Source organism: Streptomyces sp. NPDC086835 (assembly GCF_044745705.1).
Lineage (GTDB): Bacteria > Actinomycetota > Actinomycetes > Streptomycetales > Streptomycetaceae > Streptomyces.
The window spans coordinates 163,543-186,256 of record NZ_JBIVAU010000005.1 but is presented as its reverse complement, the minus strand read 5'-3'; the positions used below and the strand labels follow the sequence as shown (position 1 = coordinate 186,256).

The 22,714-nt window shown below is 72.4% G+C and carries 20 protein-coding genes and 1 pseudogene; 15 read left to right on the top strand and 6 right to left on the bottom strand.

Features of this window, described 5'->3' with window-relative positions:
- Window positions 1–30: 30 nt before the first annotated feature.
- Together ACIPJI_RS18690 and ACIPJI_RS18685 are read left to right on the top strand one after the other, a co-directional pair.
- The gene (locus ACIPJI_RS18690; RefSeq protein ID WP_402247381.1) at window positions 31–1,818 is read left to right on the top strand and encodes a gamma-glutamyltransferase family protein; all 1,788 of its coding nucleotides are present in this window, start codon (window positions 31–33) and stop codon (window positions 1,816–1,818) included.
- A 41-nt stretch (window positions 1,819–1,859) separates the two neighbouring features.
- Entirely contained in the window at window positions 1,860–2,681 is an 822-nt protein-coding gene (locus tag ACIPJI_RS18685; protein ID WP_402247379.1) for an inositol monophosphatase family protein, read from the top strand.
- Window positions 2,682–3,124: 443 nt separating this feature from the next.
- Here the strand turns inward: ACIPJI_RS18685 and ACIPJI_RS18680 are convergent, their stop codons facing one another.
- Window positions 3,125–3,934, bottom strand: coding sequence for a nucleotidyltransferase domain-containing protein (locus tag ACIPJI_RS18680; RefSeq protein WP_402247377.1), 810 nt, complete (start codon window positions 3,932–3,934; stop codon window positions 3,125–3,127).
- An 87-nt stretch (window positions 3,935–4,021) separates the two neighbouring features.
- On the opposite strand from ACIPJI_RS18680, the gene ACIPJI_RS18675 reads away from it, so the two are divergent.
- The 4 genes from ACIPJI_RS18675 to ACIPJI_RS18660 all read left to right on the top strand — a co-directional run bounded on the left by ACIPJI_RS18675 (window position 4,022) and on the right by ACIPJI_RS18660 (window position 8,290).
- Window positions 4,022–5,437 (top strand): NAD(P)/FAD-dependent oxidoreductase, encoded by a 1,416-nt coding sequence (locus ACIPJI_RS18675; protein ID WP_307709242.1) that lies wholly within the window; start codon window positions 4,022–4,024, stop codon window positions 5,435–5,437.
- Between the two features lie 155 nt (window positions 5,438–5,592).
- Window positions 5,593–6,126 carry an O-acetyl-ADP-ribose deacetylase gene (locus ACIPJI_RS18670; protein ID WP_402247375.1) on the top strand — a complete coding sequence of 178 codons (534 nt, stop codon included), beginning with the start codon at window positions 5,593–5,595 and terminating at the stop codon, window positions 6,124–6,126.
- An 82-nt stretch (window positions 6,127–6,208) separates the two neighbouring features.
- Window positions 6,209–7,699, top strand: coding sequence for an AlkA N-terminal domain-containing protein (locus ACIPJI_RS18665; RefSeq protein WP_402247373.1), 1,491 nt, complete (start codon window positions 6,209–6,211; stop codon window positions 7,697–7,699).
- 15 nt (window positions 7,700–7,714) lie between these two features.
- Window positions 7,715–8,290, top strand: coding sequence for a methylated-DNA--[protein]-cysteine S-methyltransferase (locus ACIPJI_RS18660; RefSeq protein ID WP_307709245.1), 576 nt, complete (start codon window positions 7,715–7,717; stop codon window positions 8,288–8,290).
- On the opposite strand, the gene ACIPJI_RS18655 is transcribed toward ACIPJI_RS18660, so the two are convergent.
- Window positions 8,209–8,955 (bottom strand): Sir2 family NAD-dependent protein deacetylase, encoded by a 747-nt coding sequence (locus ACIPJI_RS18655; RefSeq protein WP_307709246.1) that lies wholly within the window; start codon window positions 8,953–8,955, stop codon window positions 8,209–8,211. The two genes, ACIPJI_RS18660 and ACIPJI_RS18655, sit on opposite strands and share 82 nt — an antisense overlap.
- Before the next feature lie 147 nt (window positions 8,956–9,102).
- Between ACIPJI_RS18655 and ACIPJI_RS18650 the strand changes: the two genes are divergently transcribed.
- Window positions 9,103–9,303, top strand: a complete 201-nt coding sequence (locus ACIPJI_RS18650; RefSeq protein ID WP_307709247.1) for a type II toxin-antitoxin system VapB family antitoxin — start codon at window positions 9,103–9,105, stop codon at window positions 9,301–9,303.
- A 1-nt stretch (window position 9,304) separates the two neighbouring features.
- Here ACIPJI_RS18650 and ACIPJI_RS18645 read toward each other — a convergent pair whose 3' ends face one another.
- Window positions 9,305–9,814 (bottom strand): NUDIX hydrolase, encoded by a 510-nt coding sequence (locus ACIPJI_RS18645; RefSeq protein ID WP_307709248.1) that lies wholly within the window; start codon window positions 9,812–9,814, stop codon window positions 9,305–9,307.
- A 119-nt stretch (window positions 9,815–9,933) separates the two neighbouring features.
- Here ACIPJI_RS18645 and ACIPJI_RS18640 point away from each other — a divergent pair, with 119 nt between their 5' ends.
- The 8 genes and pseudogenes from ACIPJI_RS18640 to ACIPJI_RS18605 all read left to right on the top strand — a co-directional run.
- Window positions 9,934–11,067, top strand: coding sequence for a glycerate kinase (locus tag ACIPJI_RS18640; protein ID WP_307709249.1), 1,134 nt, complete (start codon window positions 9,934–9,936; stop codon window positions 11,065–11,067).
- Window positions 11,068–12,022: 955 nt separating this feature from the next.
- Window positions 12,023–12,823, top strand: coding sequence for an ABC transporter ATP-binding protein (locus ACIPJI_RS18635; RefSeq protein WP_402247370.1), 801 nt, complete (start codon window positions 12,023–12,025; stop codon window positions 12,821–12,823).
- Entirely contained in the window at window positions 12,820–13,614 is a 795-nt protein-coding gene (locus ACIPJI_RS18630) for an ABC transporter ATP-binding protein (RefSeq protein WP_307709251.1), read from the top strand. Before ACIPJI_RS18635 ends, ACIPJI_RS18630 begins: the two co-directional genes overlap by 4 nt.
- Entirely contained in the window at window positions 13,611–14,501 is an 891-nt protein-coding gene (locus ACIPJI_RS18625) for a branched-chain amino acid ABC transporter permease (protein ID WP_005309543.1), read from the top strand. Before ACIPJI_RS18630 ends, ACIPJI_RS18625 begins: the two co-directional genes overlap by 4 nt.
- 220 nt (window positions 14,502–14,721) lie before the next feature.
- Entirely contained in the window at window positions 14,722–15,786 is a 1,065-nt protein-coding gene (locus tag ACIPJI_RS18620; protein WP_307710541.1) for a branched-chain amino acid ABC transporter permease, read from the top strand.
- Entirely contained in the window at window positions 15,783–17,042 is a 1,260-nt protein-coding gene (locus ACIPJI_RS18615; RefSeq protein WP_402247368.1) for an ABC transporter substrate-binding protein, read from the top strand. The genes ACIPJI_RS18620 and ACIPJI_RS18615 overlap by 4 nt, the downstream gene beginning before the upstream one ends.
- Before the next feature lie 424 nt (window positions 17,043–17,466).
- Window positions 17,467–18,309 carry a response regulator transcription factor gene (locus ACIPJI_RS18610; RefSeq protein ID WP_402247367.1) on the top strand — a complete coding sequence of 281 codons (843 nt, stop codon included), beginning with the start codon at window positions 17,467–17,469 and terminating at the stop codon, window positions 18,307–18,309.
- A gap of 229 nt (window positions 18,310–18,538) precedes the next feature.
- Window positions 18,539–19,753, top strand: a pseudogene (locus ACIPJI_RS18605) (hypothetical protein); the annotation flags it as partial.
- An 82-nt stretch (window positions 19,754–19,835) separates the two neighbouring features.
- Here the strand turns inward: ACIPJI_RS18605 and pssA are convergent.
- From pssA to ACIPJI_RS18590, 3 genes are all read right to left on the bottom strand, one after another.
- Window positions 19,836–20,696, bottom strand: coding sequence for a CDP-diacylglycerol--serine O-phosphatidyltransferase (gene pssA / locus ACIPJI_RS18600; RefSeq protein ID WP_356620104.1), 861 nt, complete (start codon window positions 20,694–20,696; stop codon window positions 19,836–19,838).
- On the bottom strand, window positions 20,683–21,339 hold the full coding sequence (locus tag ACIPJI_RS18595; RefSeq protein WP_189464470.1) for a phosphatidylserine decarboxylase: 657 nt from the start codon (window positions 21,337–21,339) through the stop codon (window positions 20,683–20,685). The genes pssA and ACIPJI_RS18595 overlap by 14 nt, the downstream gene beginning before the upstream one ends.
- A gap of 169 nt (window positions 21,340–21,508) precedes the next feature.
- Window positions 21,509–22,714, bottom strand: coding sequence for an acyl-CoA dehydrogenase family protein (locus ACIPJI_RS18590; RefSeq protein WP_307709259.1), 1,206 nt, complete (start codon window positions 22,712–22,714; stop codon window positions 21,509–21,511).

Genomic DNA, 22,714 nt, shown 5'->3' with positions numbered 1-22,714 from the left:
CCCGGACGAACACGAGGTGATGAGGGCCATATGTTCACGACCCGGCCGACGCTCCAGGGCACCTTCGGGATGGTGTCCTCCACGCACTGGCTCGCCTCGCAGTCCGCGATGGCCGTGCTCGAGGGGGGCGGCAACGCCTACGACGCCGCCGTCGCCGCCGGGTTCGTGCTCCACGTCGTCGAGCCGCATCTGTGCGGGCCCGCCGGCGAGGTGCCGGTCATCGTCGCCCCGGCCGGCGGCGAGGTGCGCGTGCTGTGCGGCCAGGGCGTCGCGCCCGCCGGGGCCACCATCGCGCACTACCGCTCGCTCGGCCTCGAACTCGTCCCCGGGACAGGGCCGCTGGCCGCGGCGGTGCCGGGCGCGTTCGACGCGTGGATGGTCCTGCTGCGCGACCATGGCACCAAGTCCCTCGCCGAGGTGCTGGGTCACGCCATCGGCTACGCCGAGCACGGACACCCTCCCGTCGAACGGCTCCGCGAGACGGTGGAGACCGTACGCGGACTCTTCGAGACCGAATGGACCTCGTCCGCCGAGGTGTACCTGCCCGGCGGGCAGGCCCCCGTTCCCGGCACGCTGTTCTGCAACCCCGCGCTCGCCGCCACCTGGCGGCGGCTGATCGCGGAGGCGGAAGCGGCCGCATCCGACCGGACCGGCCAGATCGAGGCCGCGCGGGAGGTGTGGCGCACCGGCTTCGTCGCCGAGGCGCTCGTCCGCCAGGCCGGGCGGCCCACGATGGACACCAGCGGCACCCGCCACACCGGCACCCTCACGGCGGCGGACCTGGCCGGCTGGTCGGCCACGTACGAGGCACCGGTCACCTACGACTGGAACGGCTGGACCCTGTGCAAGGCGGGCGGGTGGAGCCAGGGGCCGGCGTTCCTCCAGCAACTGGCCCTGCTGCCGCCCGAACTGCCCGCCCACGGCTCCGCCGAATACGTCCACCTGCTCGTCGAGGGCTGCAAACTGGCGATGGCGGACCGTGAGGCCTGGTACGGCGACGCGGCCGAGGTCCCCCTCCGCGATCTGCTGTCCGAGCCCTACAACAGGGCCCGCCGCGCGCTCGTCGGCGACAAGGCCTCCTACGACCTGCGGCCCGGCAGCCCCGGCGGCCGCACCCCCGTCATGAGCCCCCGCGCCGCCCACGTGCTGGGCGACGGCCCCGGCGCCGGCGCGTGGGGCGCGGGGGAGCCGACCGTGGCACGGGACGGCGCGGTCCAGGGCGACACCTGCCACCTCGACATCGTCGACCGCTGGGGCAACATGGTCGCGGCCACCCCCAGCGGAGGCTGGCTGCAGTCCAACCCCGTGGTGCCGGAGCTGGGCTTCCCCCTCGGCACGCGCCTCCAGATGGCCTGGCTCGAGCCGGACCTGCCGAACTCCCTCACCCCCGGCCGCCGGCCGCGCACCACCCTGACGCCCTCACTGGCGCTGCGCGACGGCGTGCCCGTGATGGCGTTCGGCACCCCCGGCGGCGACCAGCAGGACCAGTGGCAGCTCCACTTCTTCCTCGCCGTCGCGCTGCGGCCACCCGTCCGCGGCGGATACGACCTCCAGGGGGCCGTCGACGCTCCCAACTGGCACAACGACGCCTTTCCCGGCTCGTTCTACCCGCGCGGCATGCGGCCCGGCAGCGTCACCGTCGAGTCCCGCACGCCCCCGGACGTGATCGCCGGGCTGCGCGAGCGCGGACACGACGTCACCGTGGGCGGGCCCTGGTCGGAGGGCAGGCTCTGCGTGGTCGCACGCGACCCTCGCACCGGAGTGCTCTCCGCCGCGGCGAACCCCAGAGGAATGCAGGGTTACGCGGTGGGACGCTGAACGCCTCCCTCGATGTCGGCCGGGCATGATTGTCTGGAGACATGATCGATGACTTTCTGACCGGGGATCTGTCCGATGTCGAGGAGGCGGTCCGCAAGGCGGCGGCCGCCGAGATCGTGCCGCGCTACCGCCGGCTCGCCGCGCACGAGGTCGACGAGAAGACCGGCCCGCACGACCTCGTCACGATCGCCGACCGCAGTGCGGAGGAGCACCTCACCGCCTCGCTCACCGCGCTCGTGCCGGGCTCCGTCGTCGTCGGCGAGGAGGCCGTGCACGCGGACCCGGCCGTCGCCGACGCACTGCACGGCGACGCGCCCGTGTGGATCGTCGACCCGGTCGACGGCACCCGACAGTTCGTGCGCGGCGAGCCGGGGTTCTGCACGCTCGTCGCGCTCGCCGTGCGCGGTGAGGTGCTCGCGTCCTGGACGTACGCGCCGGTGCTCGACGAGTTCGCCGTGGCCGTGCGCGGCGGCGGCGCCCGGCTCAACGGCGAGCCGTTGGTATCCGGTTCGCCCGCTCCCGGCTCGGTGCTGCGGGTCGCGATGTCCCACCCCGACTACACCACCCCGGAGCAGAAGCGCGCGCTGCTCGGGCTCGCCGAGCCCGGCGTCGAGGCCAGGCCCTGCGGCTCGGCGGGCCTCGAGTACCTGGACGTCGCACGCGGCGACCTGGACGCGGTGGCGTTCTCCTGGGAGCTGGCGTGGGACCACGCGGCCGGTCTGCTCCTTGTGACGGAGGCGGGCGGTACGCATCTCACCGTCGCCGGTGAGCCCTTCCGCATCACGGGTCCCAACGTCCTCCCGTTCACGGCGGCCCGCGACGAGGCCACGGCCCGCCGGATCCGCGAAATCCTGACGACCTGACGCGGCGGATCGCGATCCCCGACTGCCAGGCCGGCCCCGCCCCCGGGACGCCGCAGTGGGTGGCCACGTCCCCTCGGCCGCGCGTGGGGCGGCCGGTCCGGACCCGCCCGCTGACGCGGGGTCTGCCGGGGGCGGCCCCGCCCGAAGCCCACCCCCTGCGTCGGGTCCGCAGGTCCGGCCGCGTCCGAGAGCGCGCCCGCCTGCGGCCGGTCGCAAGGGCGACGCCGCTTGTGTCCGGTCCGTCGGGGCACGGCGTTGCCCGCAGCCCGTTCGTCCGCGTCGGGGCGCAGGGCCGGTCCTGTCCGAAGCCCGCGTCTGCGGCCGGCCCGCAAGGCCGGCCACGCCTACGTCTGTCCCGCTGGGGAACGGCCCCGCGTGCCTGCGGCCGTCCGCGAGGCCGGCCCGACGGCAGGGCACGACGTGCCCCCGTCGGCCGGCCCGTCTCAGGCCGGGTCGTCTGCGGTCAGCAGGGTCCTGGTCTCCCGGACCAGCGTGCCCGCGGACGCCACCGCGGCCGTGTCCAGGCCGGTCAGCGCCGCGGACACGCGGGCGGCGAAGTCCGCGGGCATGCCCGGGAGCGCCGCGGCCGCCGCCAGCGCGCCCTTCTCGTTGAGGCACCACACCCGGTGGTGGGCGTGCACGGCCTGCACCAGCACACCGAACGCCCGTGACAGGCACAGCGCCACATGCAGCGTGTCCGCCGCCCCCGCGGACTTCGCCGCGGCGGCGACCGAGAAGTCCGCCTCCCACGCCGCGTCGACCAGCGCGCGGCGCAACGGCTCCGGATACTCCTGGGTCCGCTCCCGCAACGACGTCAACTCGCCATCCGGGTCCGCCAGTACGCGGCACAGCGCCACCTCGCCCACGTACGCGGGCGACCAGAAGCCCAGTGGGTGCCCGGGCTGGATCCCCGTCTCGAACCGCCCGGCCCAGCAGTCGGACCGGATCCGTTCGACCCGGTCCAGGTCCCGCAGGATCCAGTCCACCGGCACGCCGTTCAACGAGAGCCACGCGCCGCCGTTCACCCACGGTCCCCAACCGCCCGGCCCGGCGACCTCCACCGGCTCTCCTGTCACGTCCGACGCCAGCGCCGCCAGGGCCTCGACGTCGACCTCGCCCCGGTAGTAGACGCCGAGATCCCAGTCGGAATCGGGCCGGTGGGTACCCCGCGCGCGGCTTCCGCCGAGTGCCACCGCACGCACCCCGGGCACCTCGGCGAGCCGCACCGCCATGTCTTCGATCGTTTTGTTCATCGGGCACGGACGCTACTCCGCACGCGATGACGGTGCCCGGGAATATCCTTGGGTCTCTTGGCCGTCGGCTGACGAAGGAGTCCGAAGGTGCCGTCGATGCTCGATGCCGTCGTCGTGGGAGCCGGCCCCAATGGGCTGACCGCCGCGGTCGAACTGGCCCGCCGCGGCTTCTCGGTCGCCGTCCACGAAGCCATGGACACCGTCGGTGGCGGTGCCAGGACGGAGGAACTGACCCTCCCCGGCTTCCGTCACGACCCGTGCTCCGCCGTCCACCCGCTCGGCATCGGCTCGCCCGCCTTCGGCCGGATGCCGCTCGAGCGGCACGGCCTGACCTGGCTGCACCCCGAACTGCCGCTCGCCCATCCGTTCCCGGACGGCACGGCGGCCGTGCTCAGCCGCTCGGTCGGCGAGAGCGCCATGTCTCTGGGCGCGGCGGACGCCGGCGCGTACCGCCGTCTCCTCGCCCCGTACCTCGGCCACTGGGACAGCATCGCCGCGGACTTCCTGCGCACCCCCTGGGACGGGCTGCCCACCGACCCGTACCGCTACGCACGCTTCGGCCTGGACGCGATCCGGCCCGCGAGCATGCTCGCCCGCCGCTTCCGCGGCGAGAAGGCCCGCGGCCTGCTCGCCGGGCTCGCCGCGCACGCCATCGCCCCCACCAGCGGCATCGCCACCGGCGGCATCGCCCTGATGTTCGCGCTGGCCGCCCACGAGGTCGGCTGGCCCGTCCCGCGCGGCGGCTCGCAGGCCATCGCCGACGCCCTCGCCTCCTACCTGCGCTCCCAGGGCGGCACGATCCACACGGGCTCCGTGGTCCGGCGGCTCGACGAGCTGCCGCCGGCCCGGGCGTACGTCTTCGACACCTCACCGACGGCGCTCGCCAGGATCGCCGGGCTGGGCCAGGCGTACTGGCGCTACCGGTACGGCGCCTCCGCTTTCAAGATCGACTACGCGCTGTCGGGGCCGATGCCGTGGCAGGCCAAGGAGGCCAGGACCGCGGGGACCGTGCACATCGGCCCCACGGCGGCCGAGATCGAGAGCGCCCTCAGCGCGGCGGTCTCCGGCCGCGCCCCCGAGGTCCCGTTCCTCATCACCGCCCAGCCGAGCGTGATCGACCCGACCAGGGCGCCCGAAGGCAAGCACGTCCTGTGGGCGTACGGCCATGTCCCGGCCGGCTGGGAAGGCGACGCGACCGAGGTCGTCGAACGCCAACTGGAGCGCTTCGCGCCGGGATTCCGCGACCTGGTGCTGGCCCGCGCCGTCGCCGGCCCTCCCGAGATCGCCGCGCGCAACGCCAACTACGTGGGTGGTGACATCGCGTGCGGCGCGTTCTCCGGACTCCAGACCGTCATCCGCCCCAAGCTGGCCCGCGTCCCTTACGCGACCTCCCACCCCGCCGTCTTCATCTGCTCCTCGGCGACCCCGCCCGGCCCCGGCGTCCACGGCATGTCGGGCCACCACGCGGCGAAGGCGGTGTGGCGCCGGCTACGGCAGCGCTGAGCGGAAAGGGGCCTGGTCGCCGGCGAGCCGCTCACGGCGCGTGTCGTGCCCGACGACGCGCGCCTCGCCGCGGTCGTCGACGAGTCGGCCGGCCCGCGGGAGCGGCTCGCGCGCCGGATCGTGAAGTGCGGGCGCCGAGAAGGATGATGGGATCCATGACGCAGAGCGCACCGACCGTCACCCTCGTCCGCGGTGACATCACCGAGCAGCACGCCGACGCGATCGTCAACGCCGCCAACTCCTCGCTGCTCGGCGGCGGGGGAGTCGACGGCGCCATCCACCGCAGGGGCGGCCCCGAGATCCTCGCCGAGTGCCGGGCGCTGCGCGCCTCCCACTACGGCAAGGGGCTCCCGACGGGGCAGGCCGTCGCCACCACGGCCGGACGTCTCGACGCGGAACACGTCATCCACACCGTCGGGCCGGTCCACAGCGCCTCCGAGGACCGCTCCTCGCTGCTCGCGTCCTGCTACCGCGAGTCGCTGCGCGTCGCGGCGGAGCTGGGCGCGCGGACCGTGGCGTTCCCGGCGATCTCCACGGGCGTCTACGGGTGGCCCATGGACGACGGCGCCCGGATCGCCGTCCGCACCGTTCGTGAGGCCGCCGTGGCGCCGGTCGAAGAGGTGCGGTTCGTCCTGTTCGACGACAGCGCCTACGCGGCCTTCGAATCAGCCCTCGAATCTCCCGCCTGAGCCGCGCCGAGTCCCAGGCAGCCGGACGCTGATGTCGGATTCCTGCCAGCCACCCGTCCCCGGCACCCGCCATTCTTGAGGCATGCACACCGACACCGAGCGTTGCGTGCGCGCCGTCCGTTCCAAGGACGCGCGGTTCGACGGATGGTTCTTCACCGCCGTGCTGACCACCCGGATCTACTGCCGTCCCAGTTGCCCGGTGGTGCCGCCGAAGGCCGAGAACATGGTCTTCTACCCGAGCGCCGCCGCCTGCCAGCAGGCCGGATTCCGGGCGTGCAAGCGCTGCCGTCCCGACACCAGCCCCGGATCGCCCGAATGGAACGCCCGCGCCGACGTCGTCGCACGGGCCGTCCGGCTCGTCCAGGACGGTGTCGTCGACCGTGAGGGTGTACCCGGCCTGGCGGCCCGGCTCGGCTACTCGACCCGGCAGGTCGAGCGCCAGCTGCTCGCCGAGCTCGGCGCGGGGCCGCTCGCCCTGGCCCGGGCGCAGCGCGCGCAGACGGCACGCCTGCTCATCGAGACGACGCCGCTGCCGATGGCGGAGGTCGCCTTCGCCGCGGGCTTCTCCTCGATCCGCACGTTCAACGACACCGTCCGTGAGGTCTTCGCGCTCGCCCCGGGCGAGCTGCGGGCGAGGGCCGCCCGGGGTCGTTCTTCCCTGGGGGTGTCCCCCTCGGCGCCGACAGCCGGCGTGATCGCGCTCAGGCTCCCGTACCGCGCACCGCTCGAGCCGGGCAACCTCTTCGGGCATCTCGCGGCGACCGGCGTGCCCGGCGTGGAGGAGTGGCGGGACGGCGCGTACCGGCGCACTCTCTCGCTCCCGTACGGGCACGGGATCGTCTCCCTCACCCCGCAGCCCGACCACATCGCCTGCCGGCTGTCGCTGACCGACCCGCGCGATCTCACCATCGCGATCAGCCGATGCCGCTGGATGCTCGACCTGGACGCCGACCCGGTCGCCGTGGACGACCAGTTGCGCGACGATCCGCTGCTGGCGCCGCTGGTCGGCAAGGCACCCGGCCGGCGCGTGCCGCGCACGGTCGACGCGGCCGAGTTCGCCGTACGGGCCGTGCTCGGCCAGCAGGTCTCCACGGCCGCCGCGCGCACCCATGCGGGGCGCCTCGTCCGGGCGCACGGCGTGCCCGTGGAGGACCCGGAGGGCGGCCTGACCCACCTTTTCCCGGCGCCGGAGGCGCTGGCGTCCCTCGACCCGGAGGACCTGGCGCTGCCCCGCAGTCGCCGGACGACCCTGACCACGCTCGTCGCCGCCCTGGCCGACGGCACGCTGAAGCTCGACCCCGGCAGCGACTGGGACAAGGCGCGCGCCCAGCTCGCCGGTCTGCCCGGCTTCGGACCTTGGACCGTGGAGGTCATCGCGATGCGCGCCCTCGGCGATCCCGACGCCTTCCTGCCCACCGACCTCGGCATGCGCCGCGCCGCCGCCGCACTCGGCCTGCCGTCCACGCCCGCCGCCCTCACCGCACGCGCGGCCGCCTGGCGGCCGTGGCGGGCCTATGCGGTCCAGTACCTGTGGGCGTCGGACGACCACCCCATCAACCACCTTCCGGCGTAAGGAGACCCGACAGACATGACGACCCGGCAGCACACCGTCGTCGACAGCCCGTACGGCCCGCTCACCCTCGTCGCCACCGACGGCGTGCTCAGCGGGCTGTACATGACCGAGCAGCGGCACCGCCCCGCAGAGGAGACCTTCGGCGAGGAGGACGAGCGGCCGTTCGTCGAGACGATCCGCCAGCTCGACGCCTACTTCGCCCGCGAACTCACCGAGTTCGACCTGCCGATGCACTTCGCGGGCACGCCCTTCCAGCGCAGCGTGTGGGAGCAGCTGTGCCGGATCCCGTACGGGCAGACCCGCACCTACGGCGAGCTCGCGGAGAACCTCGGCAACCGGGGAGCCTCCCGCGCGGTCGGTCTCGCCAACGGCAAGAACCCGATCGGCATCATCGTGCCCTGCCACCGCGTCATCGGCTCGTCCGGCAGCCTCGTCGGCTACGGCGGCGGCCTCGACCGCAAACAGCGGCTGCTCTCGTTCGAGCGCGGCGGCTTCGACGACGCGCTCTTTCAGCCCGCGAGCCGCTCCAACAACGCGGGCAGCGCCGTCCCGATGGGCTCCCGTACGACCTCGTCGGCCAGCTCGTCGTAAGGCGTCGGCTCGGCGTTCACGACGATCAGCCGGGCGCCGTGCTCGGCCGCGACGCCGGCGAGGCCCGCGGCAGGCTGGACCTGGAGGCTGGTGCCGACGGCGACGAAGACCTGGCAGGCCTTGGTGACCGCGACGGCCTCACCCAGCACGACCGGGTCGAGACGCTGGCCGAACATCACGGTCGCCGACTTCAGGATCCCGCCGCACTCCAGGCACGGCGGGTCGTCCTCACCGGCCTCCACGCGGGCGAGGGCGTCCTCCATCCGTCCGCGCGCATGGCACTTGGTGCACACGAAACTCCGTGCGCTGCCGTGCAGTTCGAGGACCTTGCGGGCGGGCAGCCCGGCGAGCTGGTGCAGTCCGTCCACGTTCTGCGTGATCACCCGCACCGGTACCCCGGACCGCTCGAGGTCGACGACCGCCCGGTGCGCCGCGTTCGGCTCGGCCTTCAGCGTCCGGTTCTTGCGCCGCATCTGCCACGACCGCCGACGGATCTCCGGATCAGCCATGTAGTACTCGTACGTGACGAGCTTCTGCGCCTCCGGATCCCGCCGCCACAACCCGTTGGGGCCGCGATAGTCAGGGATTCCGGAATCGGTGGAGATGCCGGCGCCACTGAGGATGGCGACAAGGGGCCGGTCATGGCGCGAGGTCGCTTCTGCCATTGCTCTGCTCCATGGAGTGCCGGCGTCCCCTCACAGCTGCGCCTGCCGGTGCCGCGCCCGGACCGCGAGGGCTGTCATATGACCGAATGTACGCAGACGGCGCCACCGGTGGCGAACCGTTTGCGCGCCGGTGCTACCGTCCCGCCCATGGCGAAGGTCACGATCACTCTGGATGCCGAACTCGTCGTCGAGGTCATGGTGCTGGCGGGCGTGGGCAGCCCGCAGGACGCCGTCGAGCTGGTCGTGCGCGACTACATCGAGCGAGGCCACCGCACGGAGGCGCGGGTGGCCGCACGCGACGAGCCCCAGGGCAAGCGCGACGTCCGGCCGCCGGATCCCCAGGCGTGAGCTAGGGGGCGACCGGTGAGGACACGGGCGGCAGCCCGTTCTCCAGCTCGACCGTCCCGGTCCCGGCCTCCAGCGCGTCGAGAGCGGCCAGAACCCGGTGCCCGAGCGAACCGAGCAGATACCGGGGAAGGTCCTCCCTGGCCACCAGCCGCCAGGAGAGCAGCTCCTCCTCCTGGAGCCGGATCGTCTTGAGGCGTTCCTCGGTGAGCACACCGCCGTCGTACACGTACGCGGTGATCGGCGGCCGGCCCTCGCCCGGCACCCAGTCGATGGCGAGCAGCGCCCCCGGCTCGACCTCGAGCCCGATCTCCTCCGCCGTCTCCCGCCGGGCGGCCTGGCGCGGAGTCTCGCCCAGATCGGACTCGATGGTGCCGCCCGGGAGCGCCCAGCCCTTGCGGTAATTGGGCTCCACGAGCAGCACGAGGCCCTCGTCGTTCCGCAGCAGCATGGCGGCACCGGCGAGGACGCGGGGCAGGGAAGCGATGTACGCGGCGTAGTCGGAGGTCGTCACGGCACGCAGCGTAGGACATACGGCGCACGGAGCCGGACGATGTGGGACTGGCATGCCCTCCGGTGCTCCCGATAAGGTCGGGGCGGCGCGACTGCCTGTTCGATAGCAAGGGATGCAAGGTGACGGACGGAGCAGTTACTCAGCCCGCGCGGGTGCTCGTCGCGGCTGACAAGTTCAAGGGCTCGCTCACGGCCGTACAGGTCGCGGAGCGGGTGACGGCCGGCCTGCGGCGGGTCCTGCCCGGGCTGGAGGTCGAGGCCCTGCCCGTCGCCGACGGCGGCGACGGCACGGTCGCGGCGGCGGTCGCCGCCGGCTTCGAACGCCGCGAGGTGCAGGTCACCGGGCCGCGCGGCGAGTCACTGACCGCGGCGTACGCCCTCCGGGACGGCACCGCGGTCGTCGAGATGGCCGAGGCCTCCGGCCTCCAGCACCTGCCGCCCGGCGTCTTCGCGCCACTGACCGCCACGACGTACGGCTCCGGGGAACTCCTGCGCGCCGCGCTCGACGCGGGCGCGCGCACGATCGTCTTCGGCGTCGGCGGCAGCGCCACCACCGACGGCGGCGCCGGAATGCTCGCCGCGCTCGGCGCTCGCTTCCTCGACGCCTCCGGAGCGCCGGTGCCACCCGGCGGGGGAGGCCTGCGCGAACTGGCGACGGCCGACCTGTCCGGGCTCGACGCCCGCCTCAAGGACGTCGAACTGATCCTCGCCAGCGACGTCGACAACCCGCTGACGGGCCCGAAGGGCGCGCCCGCCGTCTACGGGCCCCAGAAGGGCGCCACGCCGGACGACGTCGCCCTCCTCGACGAGGCCCTCGCGCACTACGCGGCCGTCCTCGGCCCCGAACACGCGGACTCGCCCGGCGCGGGCGCGGCCGGCGGCATCGGTTACGGCGCGCTCGTCGCGCTCGGCGCGAGCTTCCGGCCCGGCATCGAGGTCATGCTCGACGTCCTCGGCTTCGCCCCGGCGCTGGCGAGGGCGACCCTCGTCATCACCGGCGAGGGCTCCCTCGACGAGCAGACCCTCCACGGCAAGGCCCCGGCGGGCGTCGCGGCGGCGGCCCGTGCCCGCGGCATCGAGGTCGTCGCGGTCTGCGGCCGCCTGGCCCTCCCCCCGGAGGCCCTGGGCCACGCGGGCATCCGCCGCGCGTACGCCTTGTCGGCGCTCGAACCGGACCCGGCGAAGTCCATGGCGCAGGCGGGGCCCCTCCTGGAACGTGTGGCGGAGTCGATCGCGCGCGACTTCCTGACCTGACCGTCGGCCGCGCCGCGTCCCGCTGCGCGGAGCCTTTCCCCACCCCGCCCCTTCCCGAAACCGGGGCAAGCCCCGGACCCCACGGGGGCTGACGCCCCCGCACCCCCGAAGCGGCAGCTTCGCGCCGCGAAAGGCCCCAGCAGCCCGGTACGGACACCGGCCCGAGCCGAGGGGCCCGCCCTCGGCCCGGTACGGACACCGGCTTGGGCTGAGGGGCCCGCGCTCGGCCCGGTACGGGGCACCGGCCCAAGCCGAGGGGCCCGTTCGCGGTCCGGCCCGGGCCGAGGGGCCCGTTCGCGGTCCGGCCCGAGCGGCCACCGCTCCAGGGGCGGTCCTCCGCCCCGCATGGAGCGACCACCGGCCTGACGGACGAGCTAGCCGAGGCACGCCCCTGTGGGACCACGGGCCGGAACAGGCCTGTCCGGCGGGAGGGGGGCGGGGTCGGAGGAGGGGGGTGTCCGGAAGTAAAGCGTCGCAACTCGCGCGAAGCGCGGTGAGGATAGCCATTCCGGACACCCCCCTCCGGAGGCCCCGACACCCGCACCACCACCCGGCCCAGGCCACGCCCCGCAGGGGCGACACGCACCAGGACCAGGCCCGCCCCGGAGGCCACGGCGCCGCCCCGTGCCGGACCCCGCCCGCAGGGCGCACCACCCGTGCCCGGCCGCACCACCCCGTGGCTGCACACCCCGTGCCGGGCCGCACCATCCCCGTGCCGGGCCGTACCATCCCCGTGCCGGGCCGCACCACGCCCCCGGGTGCGGCGAACACCCCGCAGAGCGGGAAGCCCCCTCAGGCACGGCGTGTCGGCTGTGCCGGTGCACAACGTGGGTGTCCCGCCGCTGGTCAGGCGCAGCGAGTCCCGTGTCAGCCGTGGACCCCGCACGCCGCCCGGTGCTGGTGTTGGCCCCCGAGAGGCGAGCCGACCGTTGGCGAGCCGGACAAGGGGTTGCGTATGGCCGCCGCGTTGGAGGTGCGGGCGCTGTCCGTGGGGTACGGGCCCGTGCGGGCGTTGCGGGACGTCTCCGTCGAGGTGCCCGAGGGTGCCGTCGTCGCCGTGCTCGGCGGCAACGGCGCCGGCAAGTCCACCCTGCTGCGAGCGGTGTCCCGCACACTGCCGTTCCAGCGTGGGCATGTCACCGCCGGAAGCATCAGTTTCGAGGGCCGCCCGCTGGACGGCCTCAGTGCCGCCCGGGTCGTGGCGGCCGGAGTCGTCCAGGTGCCGGAGGGCCGCCAGGTCTTCGCACGGATGACCGTGGCGGACAATCTGCGGGCCGGCACGCTCGGAGTGCGCGGGCGCCGGGAGGCCGCAGCCGCTCTCGCCCGCGTGCACGAGCTGTTCCCCGTGCTGGCCGACCGCGCCCAGCAGAAGGCCGGTCTCCTGTCCGGCGGTGAACAGCAGATGCTCGCGATGGGGCGGGCGCTGATGGCCCGTCCCCGGCTGCTGCTCCTCGACGAGCCCTCGCTGGGCCTCGCCCCGCTCATGGCGGCGCGGATCGCCGAGACGATCAAGGAGATCAATGCCGCCGGCACGCCCGTGATGCTCGTCGAGCAGAACGCGGCGATCGCCCTGCGACTGGCTTCCCGGGCCTATGTCCTGGACGTCGGCGAGGTCGCGCTCGAGGGACCGGCCGACGAGCTTGCGGCCTCGGACGAGGTCCGGCGTCGTTATCTCGGGGTCGTCGACGAGGACGCCGCGCAGGACGCCGTGCAGGCGCAGCACGCGGCGCCCACGCTGCGGAGGTGGTCCGCATGAGCGCGACGACGACCACGGCGATCGCACCGCTCGTCGTCGAGGAGGTGACGGTCCGCTTCGCCGGCCTCACCGCCCTGGACGGTGTCTCCTTCACCGTCGAGCCGGGCAGTGTGCACGCCGTCATCGGGCCGAACGGGGCCGGCAAGTCCACCACGTTCAACGTCCTGTCGGGTGTGTACAGGGCGACGGAGGGCAGCGTCCGCTTCGGCGAGGACGAGCTGACCGGCCTCCCGCCGCACCGCATCGCGGCTCTCGGCGTGGCCCGGACGTTCCAGAACATCGCCCTCCCGCCCCGCGTCACGGTCGCCGACAGCCTGCTGCTCGGCCGGCACCGGCTGACCCGTACCGGGTTCGTCGCGGCGGGACTGCGGCTGCCGTCGGCGGCCCGCGAGGAACGCCGGCACCGCGAACGTGTCGCGGAGATCGCCGAGTTCGTCGGCCTCGCGGACGACCTCGACCGGCCCGCCGGTGAACTCCCTTACGGAAAGCAGAAGCTCGTGGAACTGGCCCGCGCCCTGTGCATGGAGCCGCGGATCCTGCTCCTCGACGAGCCCGTCGCGGGCATGACCGCCGACGAACGGCGGCAGACCGCCGCGGTCGTCGCGGGCGTACGCGACAGCCTCGGCATATCGATCGTGCTCGTGGAACATGACATGGGGGTGGTGATGCGGCTCGCGGACGCCGTGACCGTGCTCGACTTCGGACGCCGTATCGCGGGCGGCACGCCCGCCCAGGTACAGGGTGATCCGGCGGTAGTGCAGGCGTACCTCGGTACGGAGGCCACGCCATGACCACGTTCACAGAACTTCTCCTCGGCGGGCTGTCCATCGGCTCCGTCTACGCGCTGATCGCCCTCGGCTTCGTCGTCATCTTCAAGGCGACGGAGGTGGTCAACTTCGCCCATGCCTCGCTGCTCCTCGCGGGCGGCTACATCACCGCGGTCCTCCACGACGACCTGGGCTTCTGGCCGGCGCTGGCCGTCGGGATCGCGGGCGCCGCGGTCGTCGGCTCCGCCGTCGACTTCCTGGTCATGCGCCGTTACCGGGGCTCGGACCACAGCGTCCTCGCCATCGTCACGATCGGTGTGGACATTCTCCTGACGACGGAGCTCACCCGGCTGATCGGCACGGACGTGATGGCGCTCGGCGACCCCTGGGGCGACCGGGTGGTGAACCTCGGCGAGATCACGATCGCGCAGACCCGGATCGCGGCGTTCGTCGCCGCCGCGCTGCTCATCACGGCGTTCCTGCTCGCCTTCCGCTACACCTCGTGGGGTGTGGCGATGCGGGCCGCGGCCGAGAACCCGCAGACGGCCGCGCTGATGGGCGTACGTCTAGGACGGGTCTCGATGTCGGCCTGGGCGGTCGCCGGCGCGCTCGCCGCGGTCGCGGCGCTGTTCCTGACCGTCTTCCCGACGCCCGGCCTGGAACGGGCCACCTCACTCGCCGCCCTCAAGGCGTTCCCCGCCGCGATCCTCGGCGGGCTGGACTCGACCACGGGTGCGCTGGCGGGCGGTCTGATCGTCGGGGTCACGGAGTCGTTCGCGACGGGCTACCAGAGCGAACTGACGTTCCTGGGCGGGGGGATCGGGGATCTCGCCCCGTATCTGGTGATGCTGCTCGTGCTGTTGGCGCGGCCCGCCGGACTCTTCGGCACGAAGGAGCTCGCCCGTGTCTGACACCGACCGCCCCGGCTCCGCGGAGCGCGCAGAGCACGTCGGGACCGCGAAGCCGTCCGTACCCGCTCCCTCGGGCGAGACCGCGAAGCCGTCCGTCCCCGCCCCTGCCGGCGAGGCCGCCGCGCCGGTGAAGCCCGCCGACGCCGCACCCGTACCGCCCGGCGGTGCGGAGCCCGCGAAGGCCGTGTCCGAGGCTGCCCGGCCCGGCCGGGTGTCCGGCGTGCGGCAGGGGCCGCCATGGCGGCGCCCCCGCGCGTACCTCTGGTGCGCCCTGTCGCTCCTGCTCCTCGCGCTGCCCTTCTATCTCGACCGCTTCTGGCTCCAGGCAGGCCTCTTCGCCATGGCCGCCGCGATCGGCGCCATCGGCATCAACCTGCTCACCGGCGCGACCGGTCAGCTCTCCATGGGGCACGCCTTCTTCCTGGCCATCGGCGCGTACGGCTACTGCGTCCTGGCCGGCGGCAACGACGTGGAGAGCGGCCACGAGCTGGCCGGTCTCGGCCTGCCGACGTGGCTGGCGGCCGTGCTCGCGGTACTCCTCGCGGGTCTGGCGGGCGGGGTGTTCAGCCCCATCGCCGGCCGGTTGCGCGGGGCGTACCTCGGTATCGCCACGCTCGCGCTGATCTTCGTCGGCCAGCATGTGCTGTTCAACGCCCGTGATCTGACCGGCGGCTTCAACGGCCGCTCCGTGCCTCCGCTCTCCATCTTCGGATTCGAGTTCGACGACAGTGAGCTCCTTGTCGCCGCCGTCCCGTTCCAGTCCATGGAGAAGCTCTGGTACGCCGCGCTCGTCGCCCTCCTGGTGTGCGGGCTCTTCGCCCGCGGAGTGCTCCGCGGCCGGCCCGGCAGGGCGATGAACGCCCTGCGGGACCACCGCATCGCCGCCGGCGTGATGGGCGTACCGGTCGCCCGCTACCGGGCCGCCGTCTTCGTCCTGTCCTCGATGTACGCGGGTCTCGCCGGCGTCCTGCTGGCCCTGATCTTCCAGCGGACCGTGCCCGAGTACTTCGGCATGATCCTTTCCCTCGAGTACCTGGCCATGATCGTCATCGGCGGTCTCGGCACGGTCGCGGGAGCGGTCGTCGGCGCGATCTTCGTCTCGCTGCTCCCTCAGGTCCTCACCCGCTGGAGCGACGCCCTGCCCCTGGTCTCCGCACCGGGCACCGGCGGCGTGTCCCCCGGGGAGGCCTCCCGCTATCTGTACGGCGCGGCTGTCGTCGCGGTCGTGCTGTTCCTGCCCGGCGGACTCACCCGCCTCGTTCCGTCCCCTCGGGAGAAGAAATGAAGTCAAGAACGTACGCGGCGGTCCTCGCCGTCCTCGCGCTGACGGTGACGGCCGGTTGCAGCAGCAAGGCCACCAGCGGCGACGGTGACACCAACGGCGCCGGGGGAGTCAAGACCGACAAGGGGGTCACCGACAAGGCGATCACACTCGGGGTGCTCACCGACATGACGGGCGTCTACGCCTCACTCGGCAAGAGCGTCACCCAGGCCCAGCAGCTGTGGGCGAAGCAGACCAACGCGGCCGGCGGCATCTGCGACCGGCAGATCGAGCTGACGGTCCGCGACCACGGCTACGACCCGCAGAAGGCCGTCGCCGGCTACACCGAGCTGGAGCCGAAGGTGCTCGGCTTCGCGCAGTTCATCGGCTCACCGTTCGTCGCTGCCGTCAAGGAGCGCGTCAACGGCCAGGACAAGGGGCTCGTGCTGCCCCAGGCGTGGTCCGCGAACCTGCTGGGCAGCCCGTACGTCCGGGTCCTCGGCGCCACGTACGACGTCGAGACGATCAACGCCGTCGACTACCTCCTCGCCGAGAAGCGCATCGCCAAGGGCGACAAGATCGGTCACGTCTTCTTCGAGGGCGACTACGGCGAGAACGCGCTGGCCGGCTCCAAGTACGCGGCCGAGAAGGCGGGCCTCACCGTCGTCGAGCAGAAGATCAAGCCGACGGACAACGACATGTCGGCGCAGGTCGCGGCCCTGAAGAAGGCGGGCGTCAAGGCGATCCTGCTCAGCGCGGGTCCGCGGCAGGCCGCGTCCCTGGCCGGTGTGGCGGCGGCGGGCGGCTTCAACGTCCCGATCGTCGGCAACAACTCCGCGTTCGCGCCGCAGCTGCTGGCGACGCCGGCGGGTCCGGCGCTCACCAAGGACTTCTACATCGCCTCCTCCACGCTCCCGATCGGCGCGCCGGAGCCGGGCCCGTCGAAGCTGGCCAAGGAGTACGCGGCCGAGTACCCGAAGGACGGCCTCGACAACGGTGTGGTCGCCGGCTACACGGCGGCGACGGTCTTCGGCGAGGCGCTGAAGAAGGCGTGCGCCGACAAGGACCTGACGAGGGAGGGCGTCGACAAGGCGCTGCTGACGCTCAACGCGTACAAGAGCGACTTCGGCATCACCCACGACCTCTCGGACCCGGCGGCGCCGTCCACCCGTGAGAGCTTCATCATGAAGCCGGACAAGTCCGTGCCGGGCGGCCTGAAGGTGGTCCGGCCGGGGACGGCGTCGGAGGCGGCGAAGTCCTACCGTCCGTCAGCGACGTAACCGCCACATCGGCGCTCGCCGCTCGCCCCTCGCCCCTCGTCCCCCGGCTCAGGGGGCGAGGGGCGAGGGCGTCCCGTAGCGACGGCGTCGGCCACCGCGACGGGGAGTTCTCGCCGGTGGGAACGATCGTGTCCCCCCGGTCGACGCCGTACCCGACGACGCCGAAGGCGGCGAACCGCACACCTCCGGTCGCGGGGCGAGGCCTGCCGCCTTCGGTCCGAACCCCCGTGGCGGACCGCCGGCGCGCCGGCCCCGCCAGAACTATCGCCGAGCCGGATCGCCCTCGCCATGGGGACAAGTGCGTATTGACGGCCGGACAGCGGCTGGCCACGGTCTGCTCCGCTACGGCAAGCTGCTCCGTACGCCACGCTTGAACGCTGCGTGGCGCTCTCTGCTCAGGCAGGGGGACGCGAAAGGCAGAGGGATGTCCGACCCCACAGGAAACGACTACGCACGCATGCTGGAGCTCGCCGTGAGTCTCCTGGAGACCAGGGACCCGGATCATCTGTGGCGTGCTGTGGCGGAGGAACTGATGCGCGCGCTCGGCGGTGAGGTGGTTGTCGCCAAGGACTCCGAGTGGGCCGCGGACGACGGGCCCGTGCGGGCGTGGCGAAGGGGTGGGGGCGGCGCGGCGGACGTGCCCTCGCGCCGGGCCGCACGCCTGATCCGGGAGGGCTACCCCTTCGCCGGGCACTACGGCACCGGGCAGGACCGAGCACCCCGCACGGCGGCCCAGCTCACCGGCGCCCGGTGGCGGAACAGCGAGACCGCGAGCGTCCTCCGCCAGTGCCTCGGGACCGATCACATGCTGGGCCTGCCCCTGCCGGGCCGGAGCCACCCGGTGCGGGGCTTCCTGATCCACCGCGCCGGCCCCGACTTCGACGAGCGGGCCCTGCGGTACGCGGCTGCCGTTCAGCCGCTGCTGCGCGCGGCCGCGGCCCAGCACGAACTGCTGACCGGTTACGCGGCGCCGGGCGCGGAGCGCTCGGACCGCGGTGCGGCATGCCCGTCCGGCGCGCGGTCGTCCGACCTCGGCCTCACCCCGCGCGAGACCGCGGTCCTGGGGCTGCTCGCCGAGGGCCTGCCCGCGCAGACCATAGGCCGTCGGCTGCACGTGTCGGTGCGGACCGTGCACAAACATCTGCAGAGCGTGTACCGGAAGCTGGACGCCCCGGACCGCCTCAGCGCCGTGCTGCACGCGCAGCGGCTCGGCCTGCTCGACCGGGACGCCCCGTGTGACGTACCGGCGCCCGCGTGCAACGGGTGAGGGCGCGACGGGTGCAACGGGTGAGGCCCGGATGCGGAAAGCATCCGGGCCTCGACACGATCGAGACGATCGTGAGCGCACCGAAGGAGGACACAAAGGCCTTCAAGCGCCGTTGGGTCGATGTCCGGGGGGCGCGGATGCCCTGGGGGGCGGATGCGGCATCCGCCCCACAGGGCATGGGATCAGCGTCCGTCGCCGGGGCGGTCGTCCGGGCCGCACTTGTCTCAGGCCCGGCATCACGACACTGCGCCTGCCCTCCGTGCTGGCCATGGCGGTGGCGGCGGCGTGTGTGACGGTCATCGGCCAACGGCTGGCCGGTGGCTGGGCGGGACTGGGAGGAGGGCTGGCGTTCGGGCTGCTTCCCGCTGTGCAGTTCTACCTCCAGGAGGGACGCCCGTACGCACTGGTCGCGGCAGGAGCCGGCATCTCCACGCTGCTGCTGGTCACCGCGTTGCAGGGACGCGACAGGAAAGCGCACTGGGCGGCTTACGGCGGCACGGTCCTGCTGTGCGCGCTGCTCAACTGGCTGTCGCTGCTGATACTGCCCGCGCACCTGGCGACCCTGGCCTGGACGAGAACCGAGCGCGTGACATGGATCCGCTGGGCGGCGGCCTCCACGGCCGCCGTGGCAGGTGCCCTGCCGATGATCCTCTTCACCCTGACCCAGTCCCGGCAGGTGTCCTGGATCCCGCCGCTGACCTGGCACATGCTGATCGGCCCGGCGATCGTGCTGGCCATCGGCGCTCTCGGGGCCCTTCTGGACCGGCCACGGGCAGGCCGACCGTCGCTGGCAGCCGTCGCTCTGCCATTGCTGGCCGTGCCGCAGATCGGCCTGATCGGCCTCTCCTTGGCCAAGCCACTCTTCCTGGACCGCTACGTCCTGTTCAGCATGCTGGGTCTGGCCCTGCTGATCGGAGCGGCACTGGGTGCGGTGACACGGGTGATCAAGCCGCGGTTCCCTCGATCGTCACGATGGCTGGTGCCGGCCGTGGTCGCCGTGGCCGTGATCGGCCTGTGGCCGCAATCGCTGGCCAAACGGTCCCCGGCCAGCCGCGTGGACGATGTCCTGGCCGTGGCGGCGGACGTGCGACAGCTCAAGAAGGACGGTGACGCGGTTGTCTTCGTCCCGGCGGCCCGGCGCGACACCGCGCTGGTTTCCCCCGCCGCGTTCGCCGGTCTGCGGGACATCGCGCTGGCGGAGAGTCCTGTGGCGTCCGGGACGCTGAAGGGTGAGGAGGCGAGTCCGGAGCACATACGGACGGCGATGCTGGCGCAGCGGCGGATCATGCTGATCACCGATACGCCTGAGGTGGCCCGTCCGGCGTCGGCGGCACGGGACAAGGAGAAGATCGCCGTCCTGGAGAAGTGCTTCACAGTGGTGGCGGACGAGCAGGTCCGCGGGCGGCGGGTGACGGTGTACGAGCGGATCCGAACGGACCGGTAGGGCATCGAGGTGCCGTAGAAGACCCGAGGGCCCGGACCGAATCGTGATTCGGTCCGGGCCCTCGGGCACCGTACAAGCCGAGCTACGGGAGCTGCGCCGCCCGCGCCTCGCGGCTCTCGCGCCGGTTGTCACGGAACGTGTTCACCCGGCGCGCCGTCGCGAACAGCGGGATCGTCGCCGCCATCACGATCTGCAGCGCGCAGCCCATCTGCAGCAGCACCTGGCCGCCCGGCGCGTCGAACGCCCACGCCGCCAGCATGCCCATGGCCGCCACGATCCAGCAGAGCACCGCCACCGCGAGGATGCCCCGCGGCTTCGGGTACTCGACCCGGCTCACCATCAGCCACGCGGTACCGACGACGGCCAGCAGTGTCGCCTCGAACGGCAGCTCGAGCAGCACGATCGAGACGACCGTGAGCGCGCCGAAGGGTGAGGGCATGCCCTGGAACGTGCCGTCCTTCACGGTGACGCACGAGAAGCGGGCAAGCCGCAGCACCACCGCCAACAGCACAACGATCGCGCCCACCGCCGCGACCCGCTCATGCGCGTCACTCGCGACCATGCCGTACACGAGCACGAAGTACGCGGGCGCCAGACCGAAGCTGATCAGATCGGAGAGATTGTCCAGCTCCGCACCCATCGGTGACGACCGCAGCTTGCGGGCGACGAGGCCGTCGAACAGGTCGAAGACGGCCGCGCACAGCATCAGTATCACGGCCGTTGCCGCGCTGTTGCGGGCCATGCCCGACTCGTCACCCGAGAGGTGCGGGATGAGGATGCCGGTGGTGGTGAAGTACACCGCCATGAATCCGCACGTCGCGTTACCGAGCGTGAGGGTGTCCGCTATCGACAGCCGGAGAGACAGCGGCATTTCCTCCGCGTCGTCGTCCTCGTCCTCGGCGACCCAGTTCGTGGCCTGTGCGTCGGGATCAATCACGGTCAATTCGAGTCACCCCCGCAGTCGTGGTCTGACCGACCTCGACAGCGACGTCGACACCTTCCGGAAGGTAGATGTCAACGCGCGATCCGAAGCGGATCAGACCGATGCGGTCGCCCTGCTCGACCTTGGTGCCCTGCGGGATGTACGGGACGATCCGCCGCGCGACCGCGCCGGCGATCTGCACCATCTCGATGTCACCGAGCTCGGTGTCGAAGTGCCAGACAACGCGCTCGTTGTTCTCGCTCTCCTTGTTGAACGCGGGGACGAAACCGCCCGGGATGTGCTCGACCGACGTCACCGTGCCCGAGAGGGGCGCGCGGTTGACGTGGACATTGAGCGGGCTCATGAAGATCGCGACGCGGGTACGTCCGTCCTTCCACGGCATGATGCTCTGCACCACACCGTCGGCGGGCGAGATGACCCGGCCGTGTGCGATCTCGCGCTCGGGGTCGCGGAAGAACCACAGCATGCCCGCCGCGAGCGCGGTGGTGGGCACGGCGATGGCCGCGGCACGCCGGGAGCGGCGCGAACGGGCCAGGCTGAGTGCAGCGGTGGCGACGGTCGGCAGAAGCCACGGCGATGCTCCGCGAGCGATACGTACGCCAAGGAGGCTGTCGCGAGGTGCAGAGGTTTGGCTGTGGGGCATGGATGACCTTCGTAGCGGATGATGCCGCGCTGGCAACGGGGGACGGCGGCTTTCCCGCGATCGTATCGGTTACGACCCGCAACTGGGAAAGGCAGAAGCCGAGTCGGCGGCCGGAAGACGATGACAGGGTGTGATCATCTTCCGGCCGTAACCGACTCAAAAGCGACAATCAACCCTGGAATCGGTACTCCTCGAGCAGCCGACGACCAATGATCATTTTCTGGATCTCGGCGGTACCCTCACCGATCAGCAGCATCGGGGCCTCACGGTAGAGGCGCTCGATCTCGTACTCCTTGGAGAAGCCGTAGCCGCCGTGGATACGGAAGGCGTCCTCGACGACTTCCTTGCAGTATTCGGAGGCGAGGTACTTCGCCATCCCTGCCTCCAGGTCGTTTCGTTCCCCGGAGTCCTTTTTGCGAGCTGCGTTGACCATCATCGCATGCGCGGCCTCGACCTTGGTAGCCATCTCGGCCAGCTTGAACTGGATCGCCTGGTGCTGGGCGATCTGCTTGCCGAAGGTGTGGCGCTGCTGGGCGTAGGAGACGCCCAGCTCAAAGGCACGCTGCGCGACGCCGCAGCCACGCGCCGCCACGTTCACGCGCCCGACCTCGACGCCGTCCATCATTTGGTAAAACCCTCGGCCGGTGGTGCCGCCGAGCACCCGATTGGCCGGAATGCGTAGTCCGTCCATGATGAGTTCGGTCGTGTCGACGCCCTTGTAACCCATCTTGTCGATCTTCCCGGGGATGGTGAGGCCGGGTCGGACCTCTCCGAAGCCGGGCTCCTTCTCGACCAGGAAGGTCGTCATCGACTTGTGCGGGGCGGTGCCCTCGGGGTGTCCTTCGTCACTCCGGCACAGGACGGCGACCAGAGTGGACGTGCCACCGTTCGTCAGCCACATCTTCTGGCCGTTGAGGACGTACTCGTCGCCGTCCCTCACACCCTTGGACGTGATGGCCGACACGTCGGAGCCGAGGCCCGGCTCGGACATCGAGAACGCGCCCCGCACCTCGCCCAGCGCCATGCGCGGCAGGAAGGTGTCCTTCTGCTCCTGTGTGCCGTGCTGCTTGAGCATGTACGCCACGATGAAGTGCGTGTTGATGATGCCGGAGACGGACATCCAGCCACGGGCGATCTCCTCCACGCACAACGCGTACGTGAGAAGGGACTCGCCCAGGCCGCCGTACTCCTCCGGGATCATCAGGCCGAACAGACCGAGTTCCTTCAGGCCCTCGACGATCTGCGTCGGGTACTCGTCCTTGTGCTCCAGCCCGGTCGCGACAGGGATGATCTCCTTGTCGACAAAGTCCCGCACGGTGGCGAGGATCTCCTGCTGAACATCGGTCAGACCGTGGGTCTGGGCGAGTCGCGCCAT